Below are 19,772 nucleotides of genomic sequence, written 5' to 3'. Positions count from 1 at the left end.
TAGTGACTGGCTTTTATTTTATGTTATTGTTTTAAATATTTTTAATGGTCATCTCAAACCGTTCGATAGAGGTTAACTAGCGATGCGCAGTTTTACGTTTAACGTTAATATTAGCTACAATACCTTCCTACAGCACTATTCTGGTACTGCAAGTAGTGTCGTGGTATTAACCGATACTGGATTGAAGCTTCAACTTCCTGCGGTGAGATTACGTGGTTTTTTAACCCATGCAGGTATCATGGGGAAATTTCGTGTATTGGTGAATAACGATAACAAATTCGAGACTATTGAACGTATTTAGCTTAATTCCCGCCTAAAACCCCCCGTCACCAGCATCAAACTCTATACTTATCAGTATAATTATAAAGATGTTGGAGTATATGCATGACTGCACCCGACAATATCGTCCCCGTTTTACTGGAAAAAGTGTATGGCTTAATTGCCGAAAAAGTAAATCCTGCCCAACGTGCTTTAGTGATGACATTAGCTCAGCAATTATTGGGGCAATTGGCTGATGATGATTTATTACACCGTAACGAGTCGGATCTTTATGGTGCTGTATTGAGTTTATGGCAACACTTAGTCGCAAACCAACCGTCTCAGATCTCAGTAAGCGTCTACAATCCAAGTGTTAGCCTTCATGGCTGGAAATCAACCCATACAGTGGTTGAGATAGTGACACCTGATCAGCCCTTTTTAGTCGATTCTATTCGTATGGTATTAGACCGACTTGGTATAACGAGTCACTTAATGCTTAATGGCCCGTATCGTTTTCAACGCGATGATAATGGACAGATTGTTAAAGCTTGCAGTGATGATGGTGACCAACAAACCTTGTTTCATATTGAAGTTGATCGTTTACCGACAAAAGCAGAAATTGCACAATTAACACGAGAGTTAACCACTTTATTAAAAGATATTACGCTGGTGGTACGTGATTGGCAGCCAATGCAACAAAAATTACTGCAAATCGCGGCTGAATTACAAGATCACGATTTACCTATTTCAGCAGTGCATTGCCAAGAAGCCCTTGAATTTATTAATTGGCTAACAAGGCATAATTTTACCTTTATGGGGTATCACACTTACGATCTTACTGTGGTCGATGGTGATTATGAACTAACACCGGTTAAGCAGAGTGGCTTAGGGTTACTGATTAAAACGACCTCCGCTGCTTCATTTCGATTATCAAGCCTTCCTGAATCGGCACGTATTGAAGCTCACAAACCCGAAGTGCTTATTCTGACGAAGAGTAATGGTAAATCACGCATTCATCGTCCAGCTTATATTGATTATATCGGCATAAAACGATTTGATTCTCAGGGCAATATTATTGGTGAGCATCGCTTTATTGGTTTATATGCTTCAAGTGCTTACCATCAAACCGTAAGTAATATCCCGTTAATACGTAATCGTGTCAGTCGTATATTACAGGCTAGTGGATATTCACCAGGATCTCATTCGTGGAAAGCGCTCAATAATATATTAGAAACCTATCCTCGAGATGAGCTTATTCAAGCCAATGAAAATGAAATGTTAGCGGTGGGTATGGGAGTAGTACGAATGCAAGATCGTGATTTATTACGGTTGTTTATTCGACGTGATCCCTTTGGTCGATTTTTCTCATGCATGGTCTATGTCAGTAAAGAGCGTTACAACACTGAGCTAAGACGAAAAACACAACAGATATTGAAAATGTACCTTGGATCTAATGAGGATGTTGAGTTCACCACGTTTTTTTCAGAAAGTCGGTTAGCACGAACGCATTATATTGTACGAGTTGCTAATAATAATAGTGATATTGATGCTAAAGCGATTGAACATAATTTGGTGGAAGTGGCTTTGTTGTGGGAAGACAGGTTAACGCATGCTTTAGTGGCAAACCTCGGTGAAAGTAAAGGTATCGCAGTGGCAAAAAATTATGCCAATGCATTTTCTCGATCTTATAAAGAACAAATGTTACCAGGTTACGCTGTTGCCGATGTACTGCAATTAGAACGATTGAGTGATAGTAATAAACTTGGCATGCTCTTTTACCGACCACAAGAAGAAGCTGCAGATTCTTGTGTGGTTAAATTAAAGCTTTTTCATCGCACTCAACCTATCTATCTTTCTGATGTGATGCCGATGTTGGAAAACTTAGGGTTACGTGTCGTTGGTGAATCGCCATATCAAGTTATCACTGCCAATAATATTGTTTACTGGGTGCTTGATTTTTCAATGTTACATAGCCGTCGTGGTGGTATTGATTTAACAGAAGCCAGAGATCGGTTTCAAAATGCATTTGCAGATATTTGGCAGGGAACCCTTGAGAGTGATGGGTTTAATCGGTTGGTGCTTAATGCGGGATTAACGGGGCGCGAAGTGACGGTTTTGCGTTGCTATGCGCGTTATATGCGCCAAGTAGGATTTCCCTTTAGCCAGCAATATATTGAAGACACGTTAACGTACCATAATGATATTGCATGCGATTTAGTAAGGCTGTTTCAATTACGCTTTAACACAAAATGCCATCATTCTGCCCAAAGTGAACAAGTATTAATTTCAAAATTGGAGCAAAAGTTAGAATTAGTTGAAAGTTTAGATGACGATCGTATTATTCGGCGTTATATCGATATGATTTCAGCGACAGTTCGAACTAATTATTATCAACATGATAATGACCACCAGCCTAAGCATTGTTTAGCCATAAAACTATTGCCCACTCAAATTCCTGATATTCCAGCACCGATTCCGATGTTTGAAATTTTCGTATATGCGCCTGATGTTGAGGGCGTACATTTACGGGCAGGTAAAATTGCACGTGGAGGACTACGGTGGTCGGATAGACAAGAAGATTTTAGAACAGAAATTTTAGGCTTAGTGAAAGCGCAGCAAGTCAAAAATACCGTAATAGTGCCAGTGGGAGCAAAAGGCGGTTTTGTGTGTAAGCGGCAGCTACAATTAAAAACACGTGAAGAAGTGACTCAAGAAGGGATGCGTTGTTATCAATATTTCATAGAAGCACTGCTTGATGTTACTGATAATATTATTGATGGTAAGGTTATAGCGCCTTCTGATGTGCGTTGTCATGATGACGATGATCCTTATCTTGTTGTCGCAGCAGATAAAGGGACCGCCACTTTTTCTGATTTAGCTAATTCAATTTCTGCAGCTTATCAATTCTGGTTAGGGGATGCCTTTGCATCTGGGGGATCACATGGTTATGACCATAAACAAATGGGTATTACGGCTAAAGGGGGATGGGAGTCAGTTAAACGGCATTTTCGTGAATTAGGGATTAACTGCCAAGAAACCTCATTTTCTTGTGTTGCGATTGGCGATATGGCAGGTGATGTGTTTGGCAATGGTATGTTGCGCTCGCCCCATGTTTGTTTGATAGCGGCTTTTAATCATCAACATATCTTTATTGATCCAACGCCAGATGAACAAGTTAGTTATCAAGAAAGACAACGGTTATTTGAACTGCCACGTTCTCATTGGGAAGATTATAATTTAGCGCTTATTTCTGCTGGTGGCGGTGTGTTTTCTCGGCGTAGTAAGGCGATTAAATTAACCCCTGAAATTAAAAAAATACTGCGAACTAAAAAACATAGCTGTACACCCAATGAATTGATTCAATTGATTTTGATGATGGATGTCGATCTGTTGTGGAATGGCGGTATTGGAACTTATGTCAAAGCCGAATCAGAATCAAACACGGATGTAGGCGATCGTGCGAATGATGGTTTACGAATTAATGGACATCAATTAAAAGCAAAGATTGTAGGGGAAGGCGGTAATCTAGGTTTAACCCAATTAGGACGAATTGAGTATGCCAAACAGGGAGGGCGAGTTAATTGTGATTTTATTGATAATGTTGGAGGGGTTGATTGCTCTGATAATGAAGTAAATATAAAAATCTTATTAAATAACCTCGTGGTTGAAGGCGATCTAACTTATAAGCAGCGTAATGTGTTGTTGGATAAAATGGAAAAAGAGGTCAGTGAACAAGTATTAGCTGATGTTTATTGCCAAAGTGAATCAATATCTGTGACTCAATATCAACAAACCACATTACTGAAAGAACAAATTCGGTTTATTCATCATTTAGAGCGAACGGGGAAATTGGATCGGTGTCTGGAGTATTTGCCTGATGATGAAACGTTAATTGAGCGAGAAAAAGCAGGGATTGGTCTTACGCGCCCAGAATTATCGGTGCTGGTGGCTTATGGGAAAATAGTCTTAAAGCAACAATTAGAAAGTGACGATATAGCCAATGATACTTTTCATCGTCATCAGTTAGCGACTTATTTCCCGTCAGCATTACAACGCTATCGTCAACAAATGAACCATCACCCATTAACGACAGAGATTATAGCGACAGCATTAGCAAATCAGATGTCAAATGAAATGGGGTGTAATTTTGTCACTCGATTACAAGAAGAAACCGGATCATCAATAACTGATATTACATCAGCGTATGTTGTAGGACGTGAAATTTTCAGCTTTCCTAAATTATATACGGCCATTCGACAGCTCGATAATCACGTAACGGCTGAGACACAATACAATATGCTTTTTCAATGTCGGCGCATGTTGCGTCGAATAACACGGTGGCTATTACGTAATCGAGATAGAACTTTAACGATAGAGCAGCAGATCAGTTTCTATATACCCCATATTATTGACTTACATGAAAACTTAGAACGTTACCTTGTCACCGATGAGGTGAAAGAGCATCAACAACAAGCCCTGCAATTGATAACTGTCGGTGTGCCTCAAACGTTGGCTAATGATATTGTGCGATTATCGAGTTTGTATTGTGCGATGGATATTGGCCAAATAGCACAACAACATCCATCTCAAGCGTTTAGCCATATTGCACAAGTGTATTTTATTCTGGGTGTTGATTTGTCGCTACATTGGTTTTTAAAGCAAATTAATAATCAACCGGTAGAGAATCATTGGCAAGCATTAGCCCGCGCTTCATTTAGAGAAGAGCTTGATTGGCAACAACGGCAACTTACTATTTCTGTTATTCAAAATACAGCATCTCAACCAGAAGACTGTGTTCAACAATGGGTTGCTCAACATCCGGTGCCGATTCAACGTTGGGAGGGCGTATTAACCGAATTTAAAATAGGGACCGTGCATGAATTTGCTAAATTTGCGGTCGCATTAAGGGAGCTAACATTATTAAATATTTATTCTAAGTCGATAAAATAACACCATAAAGTAACAATAATGTTGTGAGTTGTGTTTTATTTTGAAGGTGAAACGTTTCACTATGGTTTTTTCACCAATTAGTAACGAAAACGTTTGCTTAAAAAGGAAATTATTTTAAATAAGAGCTATTTATAACTCATTGTAAATATTGATATAAAATATAAGCCTCTGTTTTGTTGATGATAATCAAATGAATAGGGATTGTATTTGACGGTATAACTGTGAATAATACCACCCCGTTTACACGGGATTTTTAATGGAGTTATAATGTTATATCGCATCGCACGATCCGCTATTTTCCAGCTGGATGCAGAAAAAGCACACGACCTCGCTATTCAAAACTTTTCTCGCTTTACTGGTACTCCACTTGATCTCTTTTATCGTCAACATGTTCCTGAACGTCCTGTTGAAGTGATGGGTCTTACGTTTAAAAATCCTGTAGGTTTGGCCGCTGGCCTTGATAAAAACGGTGAGTGCATTGATGCATTTGGCGCAATGGGATTTGGTTTCGTTGAAGTCGGTACCGTAACACCACGCCCTCAGTCGGGTAATGATAAACCACGTTTATTTCGTTTAATTCCTGCTGAAGGCATTATTAACCGTTTCGGTTTTAATAACTTAGGTGTAGATAATCTGGTCGAGAATGTAAAGAAATCGACCTATGACGGTGTTATTGGTATTAACATCGGTAAAAATAAAGATACCCCAATTGAAAAGGGTGCTGAAGATTATCTGATTTGTATGGAAAAGGTCTATCAGTACGCTGGCTATATCGCAGTTAATATTTCATCACCTAATACACCGGGATTACGTTCGCTACAATACGGTGAAGCATTGGATGATTTATTAGCGCAACTAAAGCAAAAGCAAATCGAGCTTGCTGACATACACGGTAAGTATGTTCCGTTAGCCCTTAAGATCGCCCCCGATCTTGATGATCAAGAAATTATTCAGGTTTGTGAATCACTTATTCGCAATAAGATTGATGGTGTTATTGGTACGAATACAACATTAGATCGTACTTTGGTTGAGGGTATGGATCATTGTGATGAAATGGGAGGGCTAAGTGGCCGTCCATTACAAAATAAGAGTACTGATGTTATTCGTAAAATGGCGATTGCTCTAGATGGTGCATTACCGATCATTGGTGTGGGTGGTATTGATTCAGCAATGGCTGCGCGTGAAAAGATGCAAGCAGGAGCGCAATTGGTACAAGTCTATACGGGCTTTATTTATCACGGCCCACGACTAGTAAAAGACATTGTTAACGGTCTTTAATGTAACCGTATGATGTAATAAGACGATTAGTTATTTAGCCAAATTGAATGTGGTATTCAATTTGGCTTTTTTATATCTGTAAATTAACACCCACCAATTTTTGTTAAACACTTCAACGCAACGTTGCTGGTGGTCTTAAAGAGAGACAAGAAGATAAGTACTATTCCATTTATTCCACAGTGGCTTATTGCAACAAAAAAACGGTGAGAAAGTGTTACGCTTTTATTCTTTATATCTATAAAAAATAAACTTAAATATTTAAAATCAATTAATTAAAGATTGTTTCCCTGAGTGGTTAATTGTTTTTATGATAATTTTTGATGTAATAAATACCTGATTAGAGCCTATTGTTTCCTTGTGAGAATAGTGTTGAGAGGTAGGATAGGGAAGTTTTGGTGGCAAATATTTACGCTGTATTTATGTTCAAATAACGGGGATAGAATGTTGATAGGGAATCAAAGGCTGATTTTTTCACCTAATTAGTGAATTGATTGTGGTAAAAACGAGGTATTTAATGTGATTTAAGTTATAATTCGACGCAATATTAGTGTGAAAAGAACGCCATGAATCAATATTTAGCGATTACTTCCCGCGGCCTAGAAAACTTGCTTGCGGATGAATTAGAACAATTAGGTGCACAAAACATTCAAGTTGTGCATGCCGGTGTCCGTTTTAAAGCCGATCAAGCAATGGCTTATCGTTGCTGTCTATGGACACGTATTTCCTCTCGAATCATCCAAGTGTTGAGTGAGTTTAATGTCCGTGACGATATGGACTTATACTTAGGTGCAACGGCAATTAATTGGATGAGCCACTTTGATAGCAATACCCGTATTGTGGTTGATTTCAATGGTACTAACCGTGAAATCCGTAATAGCCAATACGGCGCAATGAAAATCAAAGATGCGATTGTTGACCGCTTTACTAAAGCTGATCTTCGTCGCCCAAATATCGATCGTGAAAATCCTGATCTACGTATTCATATGCGTCTTTCTGGTGAGAAAGGTATTCTTGGCCTAGATATGGCTGGTAGCGGTTTACACCAACGTGGTTACCGTAGTGAAGCCGGTCGTGCGCCATTACGTGAAACCCATGCTGCTGCATTAGTTATGAAAAGTGGCTGGACACCAGAAACTGCATTGCTAGATCCAATGTGTGGTTCTGGTACGTTAGTGATTGAAGCCGCTATGATGGCAGCTGATATTGCACCAGGCCTTAAACGTAAGCGTTGGGGCTTTGAGTCCATTAAAGACTTTGACAAAGAAGCGTGGCTAGAAATTCATGCTGAAGCGACAGTGAAAGCGCGTCGTGGTCCTTCAAAAGTAACGACGAAGTTCTTTGGTCGTGAAATGGATCAACGTGTATTAGCGATTGCGCGTGATAACGCAGGTCGTGCTGGTGTTAAAGGTTTGATTGACTTTGCCTACGGTGATGCAACACAACTGATTCGCCCTGAAGGATTTGAAACAGGTATCATTCTTTGTAACCCTCCTTATGGTGAGCGTTTAGGAACAACATCTGAACTTATCTCATTGTACAAAGAGTTTGGTAACCGTTTAAAACTTGCCTTTGAAGGTTCAGTTGCGGCTATCTACTCAGGCTCAAATGAATTGCTAAGTTGTATGCGTATGCGTGCAGACAAACAATTTAAATTAAGTAACGGTGCACTTGATTGTGTGCTTAAAACATACTTAATTACAGCCGGTAGTGTTAAGAAAGAAGAAGGCGAAGAAGAAGGCGTTATCGTTCAAGAAGACGTAGCACCTGATTTTGCTAACCGCTTAAAGAAAAACATCGCTAAGTTAGGTAAATGGGCTAAGCGTGAAGGCGTGGATTGTTACCGTATTTATGATGCGGATTTACCTAACTACAATGCCGCTATCGATAAATACAATGATTACCTCATCATTCAAGAATACGCAGCACCAAAGACGGTTTCTGAAGAAACAGCACGTCGTCGTATTATGGATGTATTACGTGCCACGATTGAAGTAACAGGCGTTGAGCCAAATAAAGTTATTTTAAAAGTGCGTGAACGTCAAAAAGGCCGTAATCAATATCAAAAGCTATCAAGTGCAGAACGTCACATGACAGTCGATGAATACGGCATTAAGTTTAAAGTAAATCTTTATGATTACCTTGATACAGGCCTATTCTTAGATCACCGTACTACACGTCGTATGATCGGTAAAATGGCAGCAGGTAAAGATTTCCTTAACTTGTTTGCATACACAGGCTCTGCAACAGTTCACGCTGCAGTAGGCGGCGCTAAATCAACAACAACGGTTGATATGTCGAATACTTACTTGCGTTGGGCTCAAGAAAATATGGAGCTTAATAACCAAGTGGGTGATCAGCATGAGTTTGTGCAAGCCGATTGTCTACAGTGGTTACAAGAAGTTGATGATACGTTTGATCTGATTTTTATCGATCCACCAACGTTCTCAAACTCTAAGCGTATGAAGCAGACATTTGACATTGAACGTGATCACATCATGTTGATGGAAAACCTAAAGCGTATGCTGCGTCCAGACGGACAGATTGTATTCTCTAACAACAAGCGTCACTTCAAGATGGATCTTGAAAAACTGACTGAACTTGGCCTACACGCTAAGAATATTTCAGATAAGACATTACCACTTGATTTCGCTAAAAATAAGCAAATCCATAACTGTTGGATTATCACCCACAAGGAAGACTAAGTGCTAATCACACTTTATAGCACACAAGGATGTCATCTCTGCGAGCAAGCTTATGGTTTGCTGGTGGAGATGGGAGTGCAGCATCAAGTAAGCATCGTCGATATTGCGTTCGACGATGCTTTATTCTCTCGTTACGGCGTAGTAATACCCGTACTCTCAATTCAAAATCATGATCATACTATTCTGGCGCCAGAACTTCATTGGCCCTTTGACCGGAATAGATTAGCAACATGGTTAACTACTTATAAGCTTGGTTAAAATAAGATGGCACTAATTAAAATCAGTAACGCCCAACTAGCCTACGGCGATCATGCATTGCTTGATAAAGCAGAGTTTCTTCTTCATTCACATGAGCGTGTGTGTTTAGTGGGTCGTAATGGTGCGGGTAAATCGACATTAATGAAAGTAATTGCTGGTGAAGTATTACTTGATGACGGTAGCGTACAACGCCAAAACGAGCTGGTGGTTTCACGTTTAGAGCAAGATCCACCGCGTAATGCTGAAGGTTCAGTATTTGATTATGTTGCTGAAGGTCTTGCTGATGCTGGTCGTGTATTACGTGAATACCACCATCAGTTAGATTTAGTGACGGAAGATCCAAGTGAAGCTAACATTAATAAGTTAGCACGTATTCAAGAGCAAGTTGATCATCATAATGGTTGGCAGCTTGATACACGTATTGCTGCGGTACTAGAAAGCCTAAAATTAGAACCGAATACGCTTCTAACTGATCTTTCAGGTGGTTGGCAACGTAAAGCCGCACTTGCTCGTGCGCTTGTTTGTAATCCAGATATCCTATTATTGGATGAGCCAACTAACCACCTTGATGTAACAACCATTGAATGGCTAGAAGGTTTCCTAAAAGACTTCCGTGGTTCAATTATCTTTATTTCTCACGACCGTGCATTCATTCGTTCAATGGCAACACGCATTGTCGACCTTGACCGTGGTCTATTAACGTCTTTCCCTGGTGACTATGAAGGTTATCTTGATGGCAAAGAAGAAATGCTGCGTGTTGAAGCTGAGCAAAACTCATTATTTGATAAAAAGCTAGCACAAGAAGAAGTTTGGATCCGTCAAGGTGTTAAAGCACGTCGTACGCGTAACGAAGGCCGTGTTCGTGCATTAAAAGCATTACGTAACGAACGTAGCGACCGTCGTGACGTTGTTGGTAAGGCTGATATGCAGCTACAAGATGCTAACCGTTCAGGTAAGATTGTCTTTGAAGCGAAAAATATCAGTTATAGTTATGGTGATAAGTCCATCGTTAATGATTTCAGCTTTAACGTCATGCGCGGCGATCGTATTGCCTTAATTGGTGCGAATGGTTGTGGTAAGAGTACTTTGATCAAAGTTATGCTTGATCAACTAAAAGTAACCGGTGGTGATTTCCATTGTGGTACTAAACTAGAAGTGGCTTACTTTGACCAATACCGTGAAATTCTAGATCCTGAAAAAACGGTAATAGATAACCTTGCTGATGGTAAGCAAGAAGTCACTATTAATGGCAAAACACGTCATGCGTTAGGTTATTTACAAGATTTCTTATTCCACCCACGTCGTGCACGTACACCGGTTAAAGCACTATCTGGTGGTGAGAAAAACCGTTTATTATTGGCGAAATTGTTCCTTAAGCCTAATAATTTATTGGTTCTCGATGAACCAACAAACGATCTAGATATCGAAACATTGGAACTTTTGGAAGATATTCTTGCCAACTATCAAGGAACATTGCTTTTAGTAAGTCACGATCGTCAATTTGTTGATAATACTGTGACTACAAGCTGGATTTTTGAAGGTGATGGTGTTGTTAACGAATACGTTGGCGGTTACCATGATGCCCAATCTCAGCGCGCTAATTCTTATGCGAATCAAGCGAAAGAGCAGGCAGCTCAAATTGAATTAGCAAAAAAGAAAAAAGCAGAGCAAGAACAAAAGCAGCAAGACGTAACACCTAAACGTGCCGGTAAGAAGTTATCTTTTACACTTCAACATGAGTTAGCAGGCTTACCGAAAAAAATCGAAGACTTAGAAAATGAAATCGCAAAATTGCAGGAACAAGTTAATGATCCTGCGTTCTTCTCGGATCCGAAGAATGATACTCAAGCGACGCTAACAGCTTTAACTAAGCTTGAAGCAGAATTTGAAGTTGCATTTGAACGATGGGAAGAGCTGGACGCGATGTAAAGGAATCCTAATGCCACATAAGATGTTAAAGCTTTCTACACTTGCTATTTTAATTGCAGGTGCATCACAAGCCAATGCTGCTGTGTATACCGTTGTACCTGTTGATCAGAATAGTACATTAAAAGATCAGCCTTATTTTGACAAAGCACAATCAGGTGCTCCACTTTTATATTCAAGCACTGGTATTCAAGACTCAGGTACTGATGCTAGTTGTTTTTCTGATGATTGTACTAGTGAAACGTATAAAGTGACGAGTGAAGCACGTCGTGGTACAGAAGGTACACCGATTGCAGATACCACACCGTATAATCAAAATAGCCAAGATATAACCAATCAGTATCAGCTACAAAACTACTGTGATAATAACTTAGGTTATGGTACTTGTGATATCTGGGCCGAGAGTCAGTTTTTTGGTCGTGATTATGCCGATAATGATGAGTGGAATGGTCAAGGTTTAGGTGGTTTACAGAAAAAACAAGCTGCTTGGGTTAATGGTTATCATTCTAATGCTCAAGGTTTAGTTGATGGTGCGCCAGTAAATACTTTTGCTGAAGATGATGCAAAGTATGATGGTACTCAAAAAGCGAATCTTGGTGCTATTGTTGCAAATACTACAGACAGTACTGTAAAAGGTACTGTAGGAACTGATTTTGTATATGGTATTACATCATCGGCATTGTTTGAAAATGCATCGGGTAAACCGAGAGCATTTAGCAAGCGTGGTTTTGTTAATACAAATGGTCAGTCTGTTCAATTAGCGCCTGTATCAAGTATTGCGTCTGTTGCTGGTAATGAGAATGCCGCGACACTTGTCTCTAACATGGGTCAGACACAAGCCAATGATGCTGTTGCTATGAAGGACGGTAATCTACTTGTAGTTGGCTCATCATCTTATGCGGCAAGTTTTTATGCTCAAGATCGCGATGGTGATTACCGTGAAGATGAGAATAAATTACCAAGCTCTGATGACATCCTAAATAATGGGTCACACCCACTTAATTTTGATGTAATGAAGCAATGTACGATTAACCCATCGGATAATCTTTATAAAAACTGGGAATGTCAGTTTAGTACTTTTGCTAACGAAGCTGCAGTTTGGCTAGTGAATGCAAACGGTACTGTAACATCTCATGCAATTACAGCTGGTAACGGTGATAATCGTGATGGTTTAGCCGTTATTGATAAAGACAATGACTCACGATCATTCCAAGCGTCTGCACAAGCAGTAGCACTAGATAAGAATGATAATCCAATTGCTGTTGGTTATTCGACGACTGATGTTAAAAATGATTACTATGCTATGCAAGCAGCGTATTTCACTGCGAAAGCGGGTAATTTAGCATCATGGACACGTACGATGATTCCTGGTTTGGATATTGAACCTGGTGATGATCGTGATTTCACTTATACCATCGCAAATGGTGTTAATAATAGTTCTGTGATTGTGGGTGATGCAAAAGGTAATGGTGAAAAACCACAACGTGCATTCGTTTACAAAGCAGGGCAAGGTAATGCTCAATTCTTTGATCAATTAGCGCCATCTCTTTTCTTTAAAGATTCAAACAGTAATGCGGCAGCGATCAATAATAACGATCAAGTTGTAGGTTGGGTTGATATTGAATCAAGTAACGGTAAAGAAGCGCGTCACCGTGCATTTACTTATATCAATGGTACAGCACAAGGGCCACTAAAGGCTGGTGGTGCTTGGATGCTTGATGACTTAACCAATGATGGTGTTGTTAATTCTATTGCTAACTCATACCGTATTGTTGATGCAACAGGCATTAATAATGCGGGTGTAATTGCAGCGACAGCATACTACTGTCACGGTGGTTATGAAAATCTAAGTAAACTTGCACATTGTAATGGTACTGAGCAACAAGTGGTTGTTAAGCTAGTTCCAAAAGCAGGTGCAACGGCTGAAGATATTCAACCACGCGTAAAAGATGAAGAACCACCGTTTAAGCGTTCAGGTGGTTCGCTTGGCATTTTGGCTTTGACAGCATTAGGCTTTATTGGTTTCAGAAGAAGAAAATAAATTTTTAAATAGATTTATTAATTGTAACGGGCTCACAAATTGTGGGCCCGTTTTGTTTTTAGGCTTGATCAATTTCGAAATCTGACCCATTTTTAATAAAGGAGTTATAACACTCCGTCATTACTTTATTGTGATGAAAAGTACCAACAGATAAGGAATGAGGATCGAACTATGAAGAGACAAAAGCGGGATCGTTTAGAACGCGCACAAGCTCGAGGTTATCAAGCCGGTTTGAATGGCCGTTCTACAGAAGATTGTCCATATAATGGAACAGATGCCCGTACGAATTGGCTTGGCGGTTGGCGAGACGCAAGAGAGGAAATGCAACAAGGTCTCTATAAATAAGATAACCTCCCTCATGGTTAACCTTTCTGAGGCCCCTTAGGAGAAGGGGCTTTTTATTGCCAATAAAATTAATTGCTATCATTTTGATGATTTGAGTTTTGTTCTTACTGGAGAATAAGCAATCTATTTTTGGTTAGTTGTTATAAATAACAAAATAAGATAGCAATAAATAATAAGCTAAGTTTTTAAATATAGTTATCGATGTTATTACAGACAGTTGCTGGTGGACTACATAGTATAATGTTAAGAGTGTTATTGATTAAAAAAAATAGCCATAAAAAAAGCCCTGAAGAAGACTTCAGGGCTTTATAGTATTTAAATTGGGAAAGAATTAAAAGTTGTCAGTATCTTTAAAAAGACCCACTTTTAGATCTTTAGCAACATAGATTTCTTTACCGTCTACAAGTACACGGCCATCAGCAACACCCATAATAAGCTTACGGTTAATTACACGTTTAAGCTGAATGTCGTAGGTTACTTTTTTGGCCGTTGGTAATACTTGACCGGTGAATTTAACTTCACCCACACCCAATGCGCGACCTTTACCTTCACCACCTGACCAACCAAGGAAGAAGCCAACAAGTTGCCACATAGCATCTAGGCCAAGACAACCTGGCATTACTGGGTCACCAATAAAGTGGCAGTTGAAGAACCATAGATCAGGATTGATATCTAATTCCGCATGGATAAAACCTTTGCCGTGGTCTCCGCCTTCTGCAGAGATATTAACAACACGGTCAATCATCAGCATATTATCTACTGGCAGTGATGGAAACTCAGGACCGTATAGCTCGCTTTTACCACATGCAACTAGTTCTTCGTGTGTATAAGAATTCTGGCGTGTCATTAGAATCATTTACTCCTTCAAAAGTATGCAAGCAATTTAGCTTACACGTGTACGCTAAACAACTCGGATCAGTTCTGGCCCAACCAGTTGGATATTGCTAATCTAAGTCGATTAACGATACCAATCTCGTTAGAAAGGTCACCATGATGGAAATAATCAATACGATCTTCAATTAAAGAGAGGATCGTTTCATCATCTTCATTCTCACTACGGAAAGATTTACCCGTGAGAAGGGGGATGGCCTCGTCAACATTATTGACTCCCCATATATGGAATTGTTTCGCTTTTATAGCTTCAATAACTTCATCGTTTAAGCAAAGGCTTGATAAGTTAGTGTACGGTAAAATGACACCCTGATTACCGTTAAGGCCTCGATGGACACAAACCTTATAGAAGCCCTCAATCTTTTGATTAATGCCACCAACAGCTTGCACACGACCAAATTGGTCAACGGCACCAGTAACAGCCACTTCTTGGTTAATGGGTTGCGATGATAATGCCGACATAAGCGCACAAAGCTCAGCAAGAGAAGCACTGTCGCCATCAACTTCAGAGTACGATTGTTCAAATACAATGGATGCAGAATAGGGAAGTGCTTGGTCTAAATCGAGTGCTGTTGCAACAAAGGCCTGCATAATCATCATGCCTTTTGCGTGAATATTACCACCAAGTTCAACTTTACGTTCAACATCAGCAATATCACCATCACCAAAATGCACCACACATGAAATACGAGCGGGTTCGCCATAAGCACAAGGATGCCCGGGCATTTCAACAACAGTTAGGCCATTAACTTGTCCAATTTCTTCACCTTCAGTGGCAATTAATACTTGGCCATGGTGGATATCTGCAATTGCACGCTCAGGTAAATATGACTCTCGGTATTCTTTTGCTCTTAATGATGCTTTGATGTGCTGGGCTGTGATCAAGTTACCTTCCGATTCTACGGCGGCTTCTGATAGCAAACTTAAATGCCATAATGGGCATAATGGTAATCGTGTTTGATCTTCTGCGTGGCGAGCACCTGCCTGTAATATGGCGTGAATCGCATCAGAATCAGCAAGTGCTGGTAAGCCATAGTAATGACCAATGCCTTTAATGTAGCTCAAGTAATCTGTTAACGTCGCTTCATTAAGTAATAAATCTTGCTCAAATTCACCGTACATTGCCATGCCATCACTTAAATCTGGCTCTGCAGCATCCAGTTCAGCCATTAAGTAACGCTCGCCAATTATTATAAGCTTAACGTTAACTGTGTCTGCTGCTGGTATTGTATAAAGAGATTTCTTTGTGATGGGGTGCCATTCTAATTGACCATTTGTTAATACATTTTTTAACTGAGGCCATATAGTGGGATCACTTAAAATTGCCGTGATAGATAAAACGAGATAACCATTGTGTGCTTGATGAAGTAAGCCATATTTTAGCTGAGGTTGTGTTTCACCGTCTTTAGCTGGGTAAACTGCGCCAAATAGCTTCTCATGAGTGACGTTGTCACCTGCAATGATGATGGGCTGTGTTACGGCATTTTCATTATTGTTGCTTGATTTATTAATGCTTTTTTTTAGCAATTCAATAATGTAATCACGATATAACGTGTTATCGGAAGCCGTAATGCGTAGAATGCGTGGCTGTAAATTCATCGCGGTGAAGCGGCGTACAGCATCTGATAGGCGAGATTGAAGGATGCCTATCAGAATCGGTTGTAAATCATCATATTGATCTAAAACGTGCTGATATGGGCTGTAATCAGGAAACATGTTACGCCAAGATTCTTCATGCATAAATTTATGATTTCTATTGTTACTGTGAAAAGATGTGCAGTATAAAGCAATCAAAGGGCTCATAATAGACACTTATCGTCTATATTTAAATTTCACTATTAAGGTTATTTAATCTTAGGAGAATTGATTGTTATTTTGCCTGTCAGGAGTTACACTGTAACGGTCAGTTTGAATAGCTTGAGAATTATTAATCCTATGAAATATCAGCAACTTGAGAACCTTGAAGCAGGTTGGAAATGGACTTATTTGGTTAAAAAATGGAAAGAAGGAGTGCCAATAACAAGCTTTATTGATCAAAGTGAAGCCGATGCGGCCGTAAAAATATTACTCGATATTGAGCACGAACCAACCAAAGTTATCGAGTGGATTGATAACAATATGGCTCGTGATTTAGAGAATAAATTAAAACAAGCCATTCGTGCTAAACGTAAGCGACATTTTAATTCAGAGCAAATGCATACAAGAAAGAAATCTATTGATTTGGATTACCGAGTTTGGGAAAAATTAGCAGAAAAATCACAAGAATTGGGTTCGACATTATCAGACACTATTGAATATTTGATCAGTGAAAGTTCTCGAACCGAACAAGCGAGTCAAACCGTTTCAGATTTAAAGAATGATCTTAACCAACTACTTAATTCAGATTCTTTTGAATAATATACTTTTTGATTAAGTCGTTGGTACTTCTCTTTCAAGCTAAACTTTATTATTAAGGAGTGTGTAATGGAATATGTTCTTTTATTAGCCGTTGTGGTTATTTTTATTGTTTTTAAAGATAGACCCATAATGGTATTAGAGTTTAAAGATGGTGAACTTATTAAAACTAAAGGACAAGTACCAACGGGATTTCAAACTGCTTGTCGAGATATTGCTCATAAAACCCCTTTTTCTGGCCGAGTTAAAATCTATAAAACACGATTTACTACGAAATTAGATTTTTCAAAAAATGTTCCAAATAAAATAAAGCAACGTATAAAAAATGTTTTTCCACACAATGTACCAACATCCAAGCGTGGAAAAAGAGCGTAATAAAAATAGAGTGAAAATAGAAACGCTATCTATAAAAGTAGCGTTTTTTATTATATAAAATAAGGTGGAAAAAGTGATAAAACCCTATGCAAAACGATTATTGGAAGGTGATGATTTACGTTTGTCATTACTTGAATTTATTCAAGTCAATAATATTCGAGCTGGTTCATTATTGACTGGGGTTGGATGTTTATCTCACGCTAAAATTAGACTAGCTAATGAAAAAAATGTGTTAGATATTGAGGGGCCTTTAGAAATTCTCACATTATGTGGAACATTAACAGCAAAGCATGTCCACATTCATATTTCAGTTTCTGATAGAAAAGGGCAGGTCTATGGTGGGCATTTAATGCCAGGCTGTATTGTTTCTTATACGGCTGAATTATGTATGATTGCGTACAATAATTTAAATTTCGAACGTCAATATGATCTCAATACTGGTTTTGACGAATTAGTTATACGCGATAATAGTAATTAGCCCAAGATATTAACTCTTGGACTAAGAACATTAATTGATGGATTTCATTAATGCATCTTTACTTTGGATGAATAATGCAATTTTTTCTTTTAATTCAAGCAGCTCTTTTTCTGCTTTTAAGCGTCGATTTATTTCTTTTTCTAATTGTTCTCCAATTTCAACAGCTAAATAACCGCCTTTTATCAATGCCTTAGTTGTTACATTTGTTTCTGTCAGAGATTTTAATGCTTCAATCATATAGTAATGCTGATCGATATCTCTAATAGTAATCGCCATAGATGCTCCTTATTGAAACCTAATAATATCAATAAGATACTATTAGGTGAATCTTTTATTCTAATGCACTATAACTTTATAGCCTTCAATAATAAAAGCCACCTCTCGATGACTTATATTACCTAATTAATGATTCTTTTGCCTAATAACACATCAGATGAATCATTACTTTGGCAAAAAGAAGGAGAGCGTGATATATAAATAGCATCTCCAGAGCGTAATGAATCAATGAAAAAATTGCTAAACGTTAATTGTGAATTATTATTATCTATATGCTCAATGCCGAACAAGTAATAATGATTTTGGAATCGCAAGAAGACACCATCAAAACGACTAGAATAATAAGTTTTACAATTATTTGAAATTAACATTGAAACATGTCCATCATTCAATGTTAATTTTAATGTATCTTCAATGTTATTATTTGTTGAAAATTCATATGTGGCTTTAGTATTAACAGAACTTATTACAGCCTGTATAAATAAAAAAACAAGAGCACTAACAATGCCAATAAGCGCTTTATTTAACACTACAAATTTCCTGTTTAATAGTAGATGAGTAATTAATAAAATGCCCATTACTTACGCCAAATAATTGATAATAATTACATGATTTATCAAGAGGAAACGCATACCATCGGCTTATGCTACTATTATCATTATCTAAAATAGAATTTTGGACTGGTTTGGGTAAATCAACGCCGTTATAAATAACAGGTAATCCTTCAACTGCAGTTGTATCAATAAAAAACAAAAATCGATAACAAATGGTTAATGTAGCAAAAAAGAAAGTAATGCCAACAATAATTTCAAAAATATTAATATTACATAAGCGTGGTGTTTTTTCTTTTTTTGAATGCGTTAATATTTCTTTTTTTTCTTGAATAACAAAAGGTTGCTCTTCAATTAAAGGTCGAATGCTTTTATCAATACTGTTGATTTCATTACTGATCTCATTACATTTCGGTGGGTGAGAACCATCATCAATAAGTGCTAACTGTCGAATACAGTAACCTAATTTAGGTTCTGTCGTTATTATTTTATGCTCACCAATTTTTGAAAAAGCTGTACGTAAATTTTTGATTGCAACCGTTAGTGAATTGTTGGTAACAATTTTTCCTTGCCAACAGTCAGCCAATAAAACTTCTCTATATATTGTTTTATTCGCAGATTCAGCAAGAAGAGTGAAAATTAAGGTTTCTGATCGCGAAGCTTTAATGAAAGCGCCATCACTAATTCGCGTTATGGTCCTACGTGCAAAATCAACATCGAAACGCCCGATACGTTTACAACCGTCGTTTACTTCATCGTTCATTTTTATTCTTATTTATCAGTTTTAGCTATAAATCGATAGCCAAATTGTCATCAAGTTCACCATATCTAAATAGATAAAGCGTCTTAGTATTTTATACAAAACCGCTAAATATGCAATTGTGAAACAAGTATAACTATCATAAAAACGTAAATTATACGATAGAATAGATGTTTTTTTATACCTGCATTTACAGTATCTATACTTTATTGTCTTATATCTAAGTCTCCTTATCAGATGTATCGATTAAAGGTATCTTTTGTGGGAAATCATAGCCGATAAAATAAGA

At 38.3% G+C, this 19,772-nt stretch carries 16 protein-coding genes; 11 read left to right on the top strand and 5 right to left on the bottom strand.

Features of this window, described 5'->3' with window-relative positions:
• Positions 1-82: 82 nt before the first annotated feature.
• From BTO21_RS05140 to rmf, 8 genes are all read left to right on the top strand, one after another.
• Positions 83-301 carry a DUF2835 domain-containing protein gene (locus tag BTO21_RS05140; RefSeq protein ID WP_045029032.1) on the top strand — a complete coding sequence of 73 codons (219 nt, stop codon included), beginning with the start codon at positions 83-85 and terminating at the stop codon, positions 299-301.
• 83 nt (positions 302-384) lie between these two features.
• Positions 385-5,208: an NAD-glutamate dehydrogenase gene (locus BTO21_RS05135; RefSeq protein WP_045029030.1), complete on the top strand. Its 4,824-nt coding sequence runs from the start codon at positions 385-387 to the stop codon at positions 5,206-5,208.
• Between the two features lie 267 nt (positions 5,209-5,475).
• Positions 5,476-6,486, top strand: coding sequence for a quinone-dependent dihydroorotate dehydrogenase (gene pyrD, locus BTO21_RS05130; RefSeq protein ID WP_045029028.1), 1,011 nt, complete (start codon positions 5,476-5,478; stop codon positions 6,484-6,486).
• A gap of 563 nt (positions 6,487-7,049) precedes the next feature.
• Positions 7,050-9,188 carry a bifunctional 23S rRNA (guanine(2069)-N(7))-methyltransferase RlmK/23S rRNA (guanine(2445)-N(2))-methyltransferase RlmL gene (gene rlmKL, locus BTO21_RS05125; protein WP_045029027.1) on the top strand — a complete coding sequence of 713 codons (2,139 nt, stop codon included), beginning with the start codon at positions 7,050-7,052 and terminating at the stop codon, positions 9,186-9,188.
• On the top strand, positions 9,189-9,446 hold the full coding sequence (locus BTO21_RS05120; RefSeq protein WP_045029025.1) for a glutaredoxin family protein: 258 nt from the start codon (positions 9,189-9,191) through the stop codon (positions 9,444-9,446).
• A gap of 6 nt (positions 9,447-9,452) precedes the next feature.
• A complete protein-coding gene (uup, locus tag BTO21_RS05115) occupies positions 9,453-11,375 on the top strand; it encodes an ATP-binding cassette ATPase Uup (protein ID WP_045029024.1) in 1,923 nt (640 codons plus the stop codon).
• 10 nt (positions 11,376-11,385) lie between these two features.
• Positions 11,386-13,413: a DUF3466 family protein gene (locus BTO21_RS05110; RefSeq protein ID WP_045029022.1), complete on the top strand. Its 2,028-nt coding sequence runs from the start codon at positions 11,386-11,388 to the stop codon at positions 13,411-13,413.
• A 171-nt stretch (positions 13,414-13,584) separates the two neighbouring features.
• Positions 13,585-13,758, top strand: a complete 174-nt coding sequence (rmf, locus tag BTO21_RS05105) for a ribosome modulation factor (protein WP_045029021.1) — start codon at positions 13,585-13,587, stop codon at positions 13,756-13,758.
• A 331-nt stretch (positions 13,759-14,089) separates the two neighbouring features.
• Here rmf and fabA read toward each other — a convergent pair whose 3' ends face one another.
• Together fabA and BTO21_RS05095 are read right to left on the bottom strand one after the other, a co-directional pair.
• Positions 14,090-14,605, bottom strand: a complete 516-nt coding sequence (gene fabA / locus BTO21_RS05100) for a 3-hydroxyacyl-[acyl-carrier-protein] dehydratase FabA (RefSeq protein ID WP_045029019.1) — start codon at positions 14,603-14,605, stop codon at positions 14,090-14,092.
• Positions 14,606-14,673: 68 nt separating this feature from the next.
• Positions 14,674-16,389: an AAA family ATPase gene (locus BTO21_RS05095; RefSeq protein ID WP_045029017.1), complete on the bottom strand. Its 1,716-nt coding sequence runs from the start codon at positions 16,387-16,389 to the stop codon at positions 14,674-14,676.
• A 195-nt stretch (positions 16,390-16,584) separates the two neighbouring features.
• Between BTO21_RS05095 and matP the strand changes: the two genes are divergently transcribed.
• The 3 genes from matP (at position 16,585) to BTO21_RS05080 (ending at position 17,896) form a co-directional block, all read left to right on the top strand.
• Complete coding sequence (gene matP, locus BTO21_RS05090) at positions 16,585-17,046, top strand: macrodomain Ter protein MatP (RefSeq protein ID WP_045029016.1); 462 nt, start codon at positions 16,585-16,587, stop codon at positions 17,044-17,046.
• Between the two features lie 66 nt (positions 17,047-17,112).
• Positions 17,113-17,418, top strand: a complete 306-nt coding sequence (locus BTO21_RS05085; protein ID WP_045029014.1) for a DUF3634 family protein — start codon at positions 17,113-17,115, stop codon at positions 17,416-17,418.
• A gap of 73 nt (positions 17,419-17,491) precedes the next feature.
• Positions 17,492-17,896, top strand: coding sequence for a PPC domain-containing DNA-binding protein (locus tag BTO21_RS05080; protein WP_045029012.1), 405 nt, complete (start codon positions 17,492-17,494; stop codon positions 17,894-17,896).
• A 30-nt stretch (positions 17,897-17,926) separates the two neighbouring features.
• On the opposite strand, the gene BTO21_RS05075 is transcribed toward BTO21_RS05080, so the two are convergent.
• From BTO21_RS05075 to BTO21_RS05065, 3 genes are all read right to left on the bottom strand, one after another.
• On the bottom strand, positions 17,927-18,172 hold the full coding sequence (locus BTO21_RS05075) for a hypothetical protein (protein ID WP_045029011.1): 246 nt from the start codon (positions 18,170-18,172) through the stop codon (positions 17,927-17,929).
• A 122-nt stretch (positions 18,173-18,294) separates the two neighbouring features.
• Positions 18,295-18,702: a hypothetical protein gene (locus BTO21_RS05070; RefSeq protein ID WP_105026714.1), complete on the bottom strand. Its 408-nt coding sequence runs from the start codon at positions 18,700-18,702 to the stop codon at positions 18,295-18,297.
• Positions 18,692-19,486 (bottom strand): winged helix-turn-helix domain-containing protein, encoded by a 795-nt coding sequence (locus tag BTO21_RS05065; protein WP_045029008.1) that lies wholly within the window; start codon positions 19,484-19,486, stop codon positions 18,692-18,694. The genes BTO21_RS05070 and BTO21_RS05065 overlap by 11 nt, the downstream gene beginning before the upstream one ends.
• Positions 19,487-19,772 lie beyond the last annotated feature (286 nt).

It is taken from the genome of Photobacterium phosphoreum (genome assembly GCF_002954725.1).
In the GTDB taxonomy this organism is placed as follows: domain Bacteria; phylum Pseudomonadota; class Gammaproteobacteria; order Enterobacterales; family Vibrionaceae; genus Photobacterium; species Photobacterium phosphoreum.
This window is presented reverse-complemented; position numbering and strand designations above follow the sequence as displayed.

Bases quoted from the DNA above. Each gene is read 5' to 3' on its own strand.
- BTO21_RS05140 (WP_045029032.1), top strand. From the start codon at position 83: ATGCGCAGTTTTACGTTTAACGTTAATATTAGCTACAATACCTTCCTA.
- BTO21_RS05135 (WP_045029030.1), top strand. From the start codon at position 385: ATGACTGCACCCGACAATATCGTCCCCGTTTTACTGGAAAAAGTGTAT.
- pyrD (WP_045029028.1), top strand. From the start codon at position 5,476: ATGTTATATCGCATCGCACGATCCGCTATTTTCCAGCTGGATGCAGAA.
- rlmKL (WP_045029027.1), top strand. From the start codon at position 7,050: ATGAATCAATATTTAGCGATTACTTCCCGCGGCCTAGAAAACTTGCTT.
- uup (WP_045029024.1), top strand. From the start codon at position 9,453: ATGGCACTAATTAAAATCAGTAACGCCCAACTAGCCTACGGCGATCAT.
- BTO21_RS05110 (WP_045029022.1), top strand. From the start codon at position 11,386: ATGCCACATAAGATGTTAAAGCTTTCTACACTTGCTATTTTAATTGCA.
- rmf (WP_045029021.1), top strand. From the start codon at position 13,585: ATGAAGAGACAAAAGCGGGATCGTTTAGAACGCGCACAAGCTCGAGGT.
- fabA (WP_045029019.1), bottom strand. From the start codon at position 14,605: ATGACACGCCAGAATTCTTATACACACGAAGAACTAGTTGCATGTGGT.
- BTO21_RS05095 (WP_045029017.1), bottom strand. From the start codon at position 16,389: ATGCATGAAGAATCTTGGCGTAACATGTTTCCTGATTACAGCCCATAT.
- matP (WP_045029016.1), top strand. From the start codon at position 16,585: ATGAAATATCAGCAACTTGAGAACCTTGAAGCAGGTTGGAAATGGACT.
- BTO21_RS05085 (WP_045029014.1), top strand. From the start codon at position 17,113: ATGGAATATGTTCTTTTATTAGCCGTTGTGGTTATTTTTATTGTTTTT.
- BTO21_RS05075 (WP_045029011.1), bottom strand. From the start codon at position 18,172: ATGGCGATTACTATTAGAGATATCGATCAGCATTACTATATGATTGAA.
- BTO21_RS05065 (WP_045029008.1), bottom strand. From the start codon at position 19,486: ATGAACGATGAAGTAAACGACGGTTGTAAACGTATCGGGCGTTTCGAT.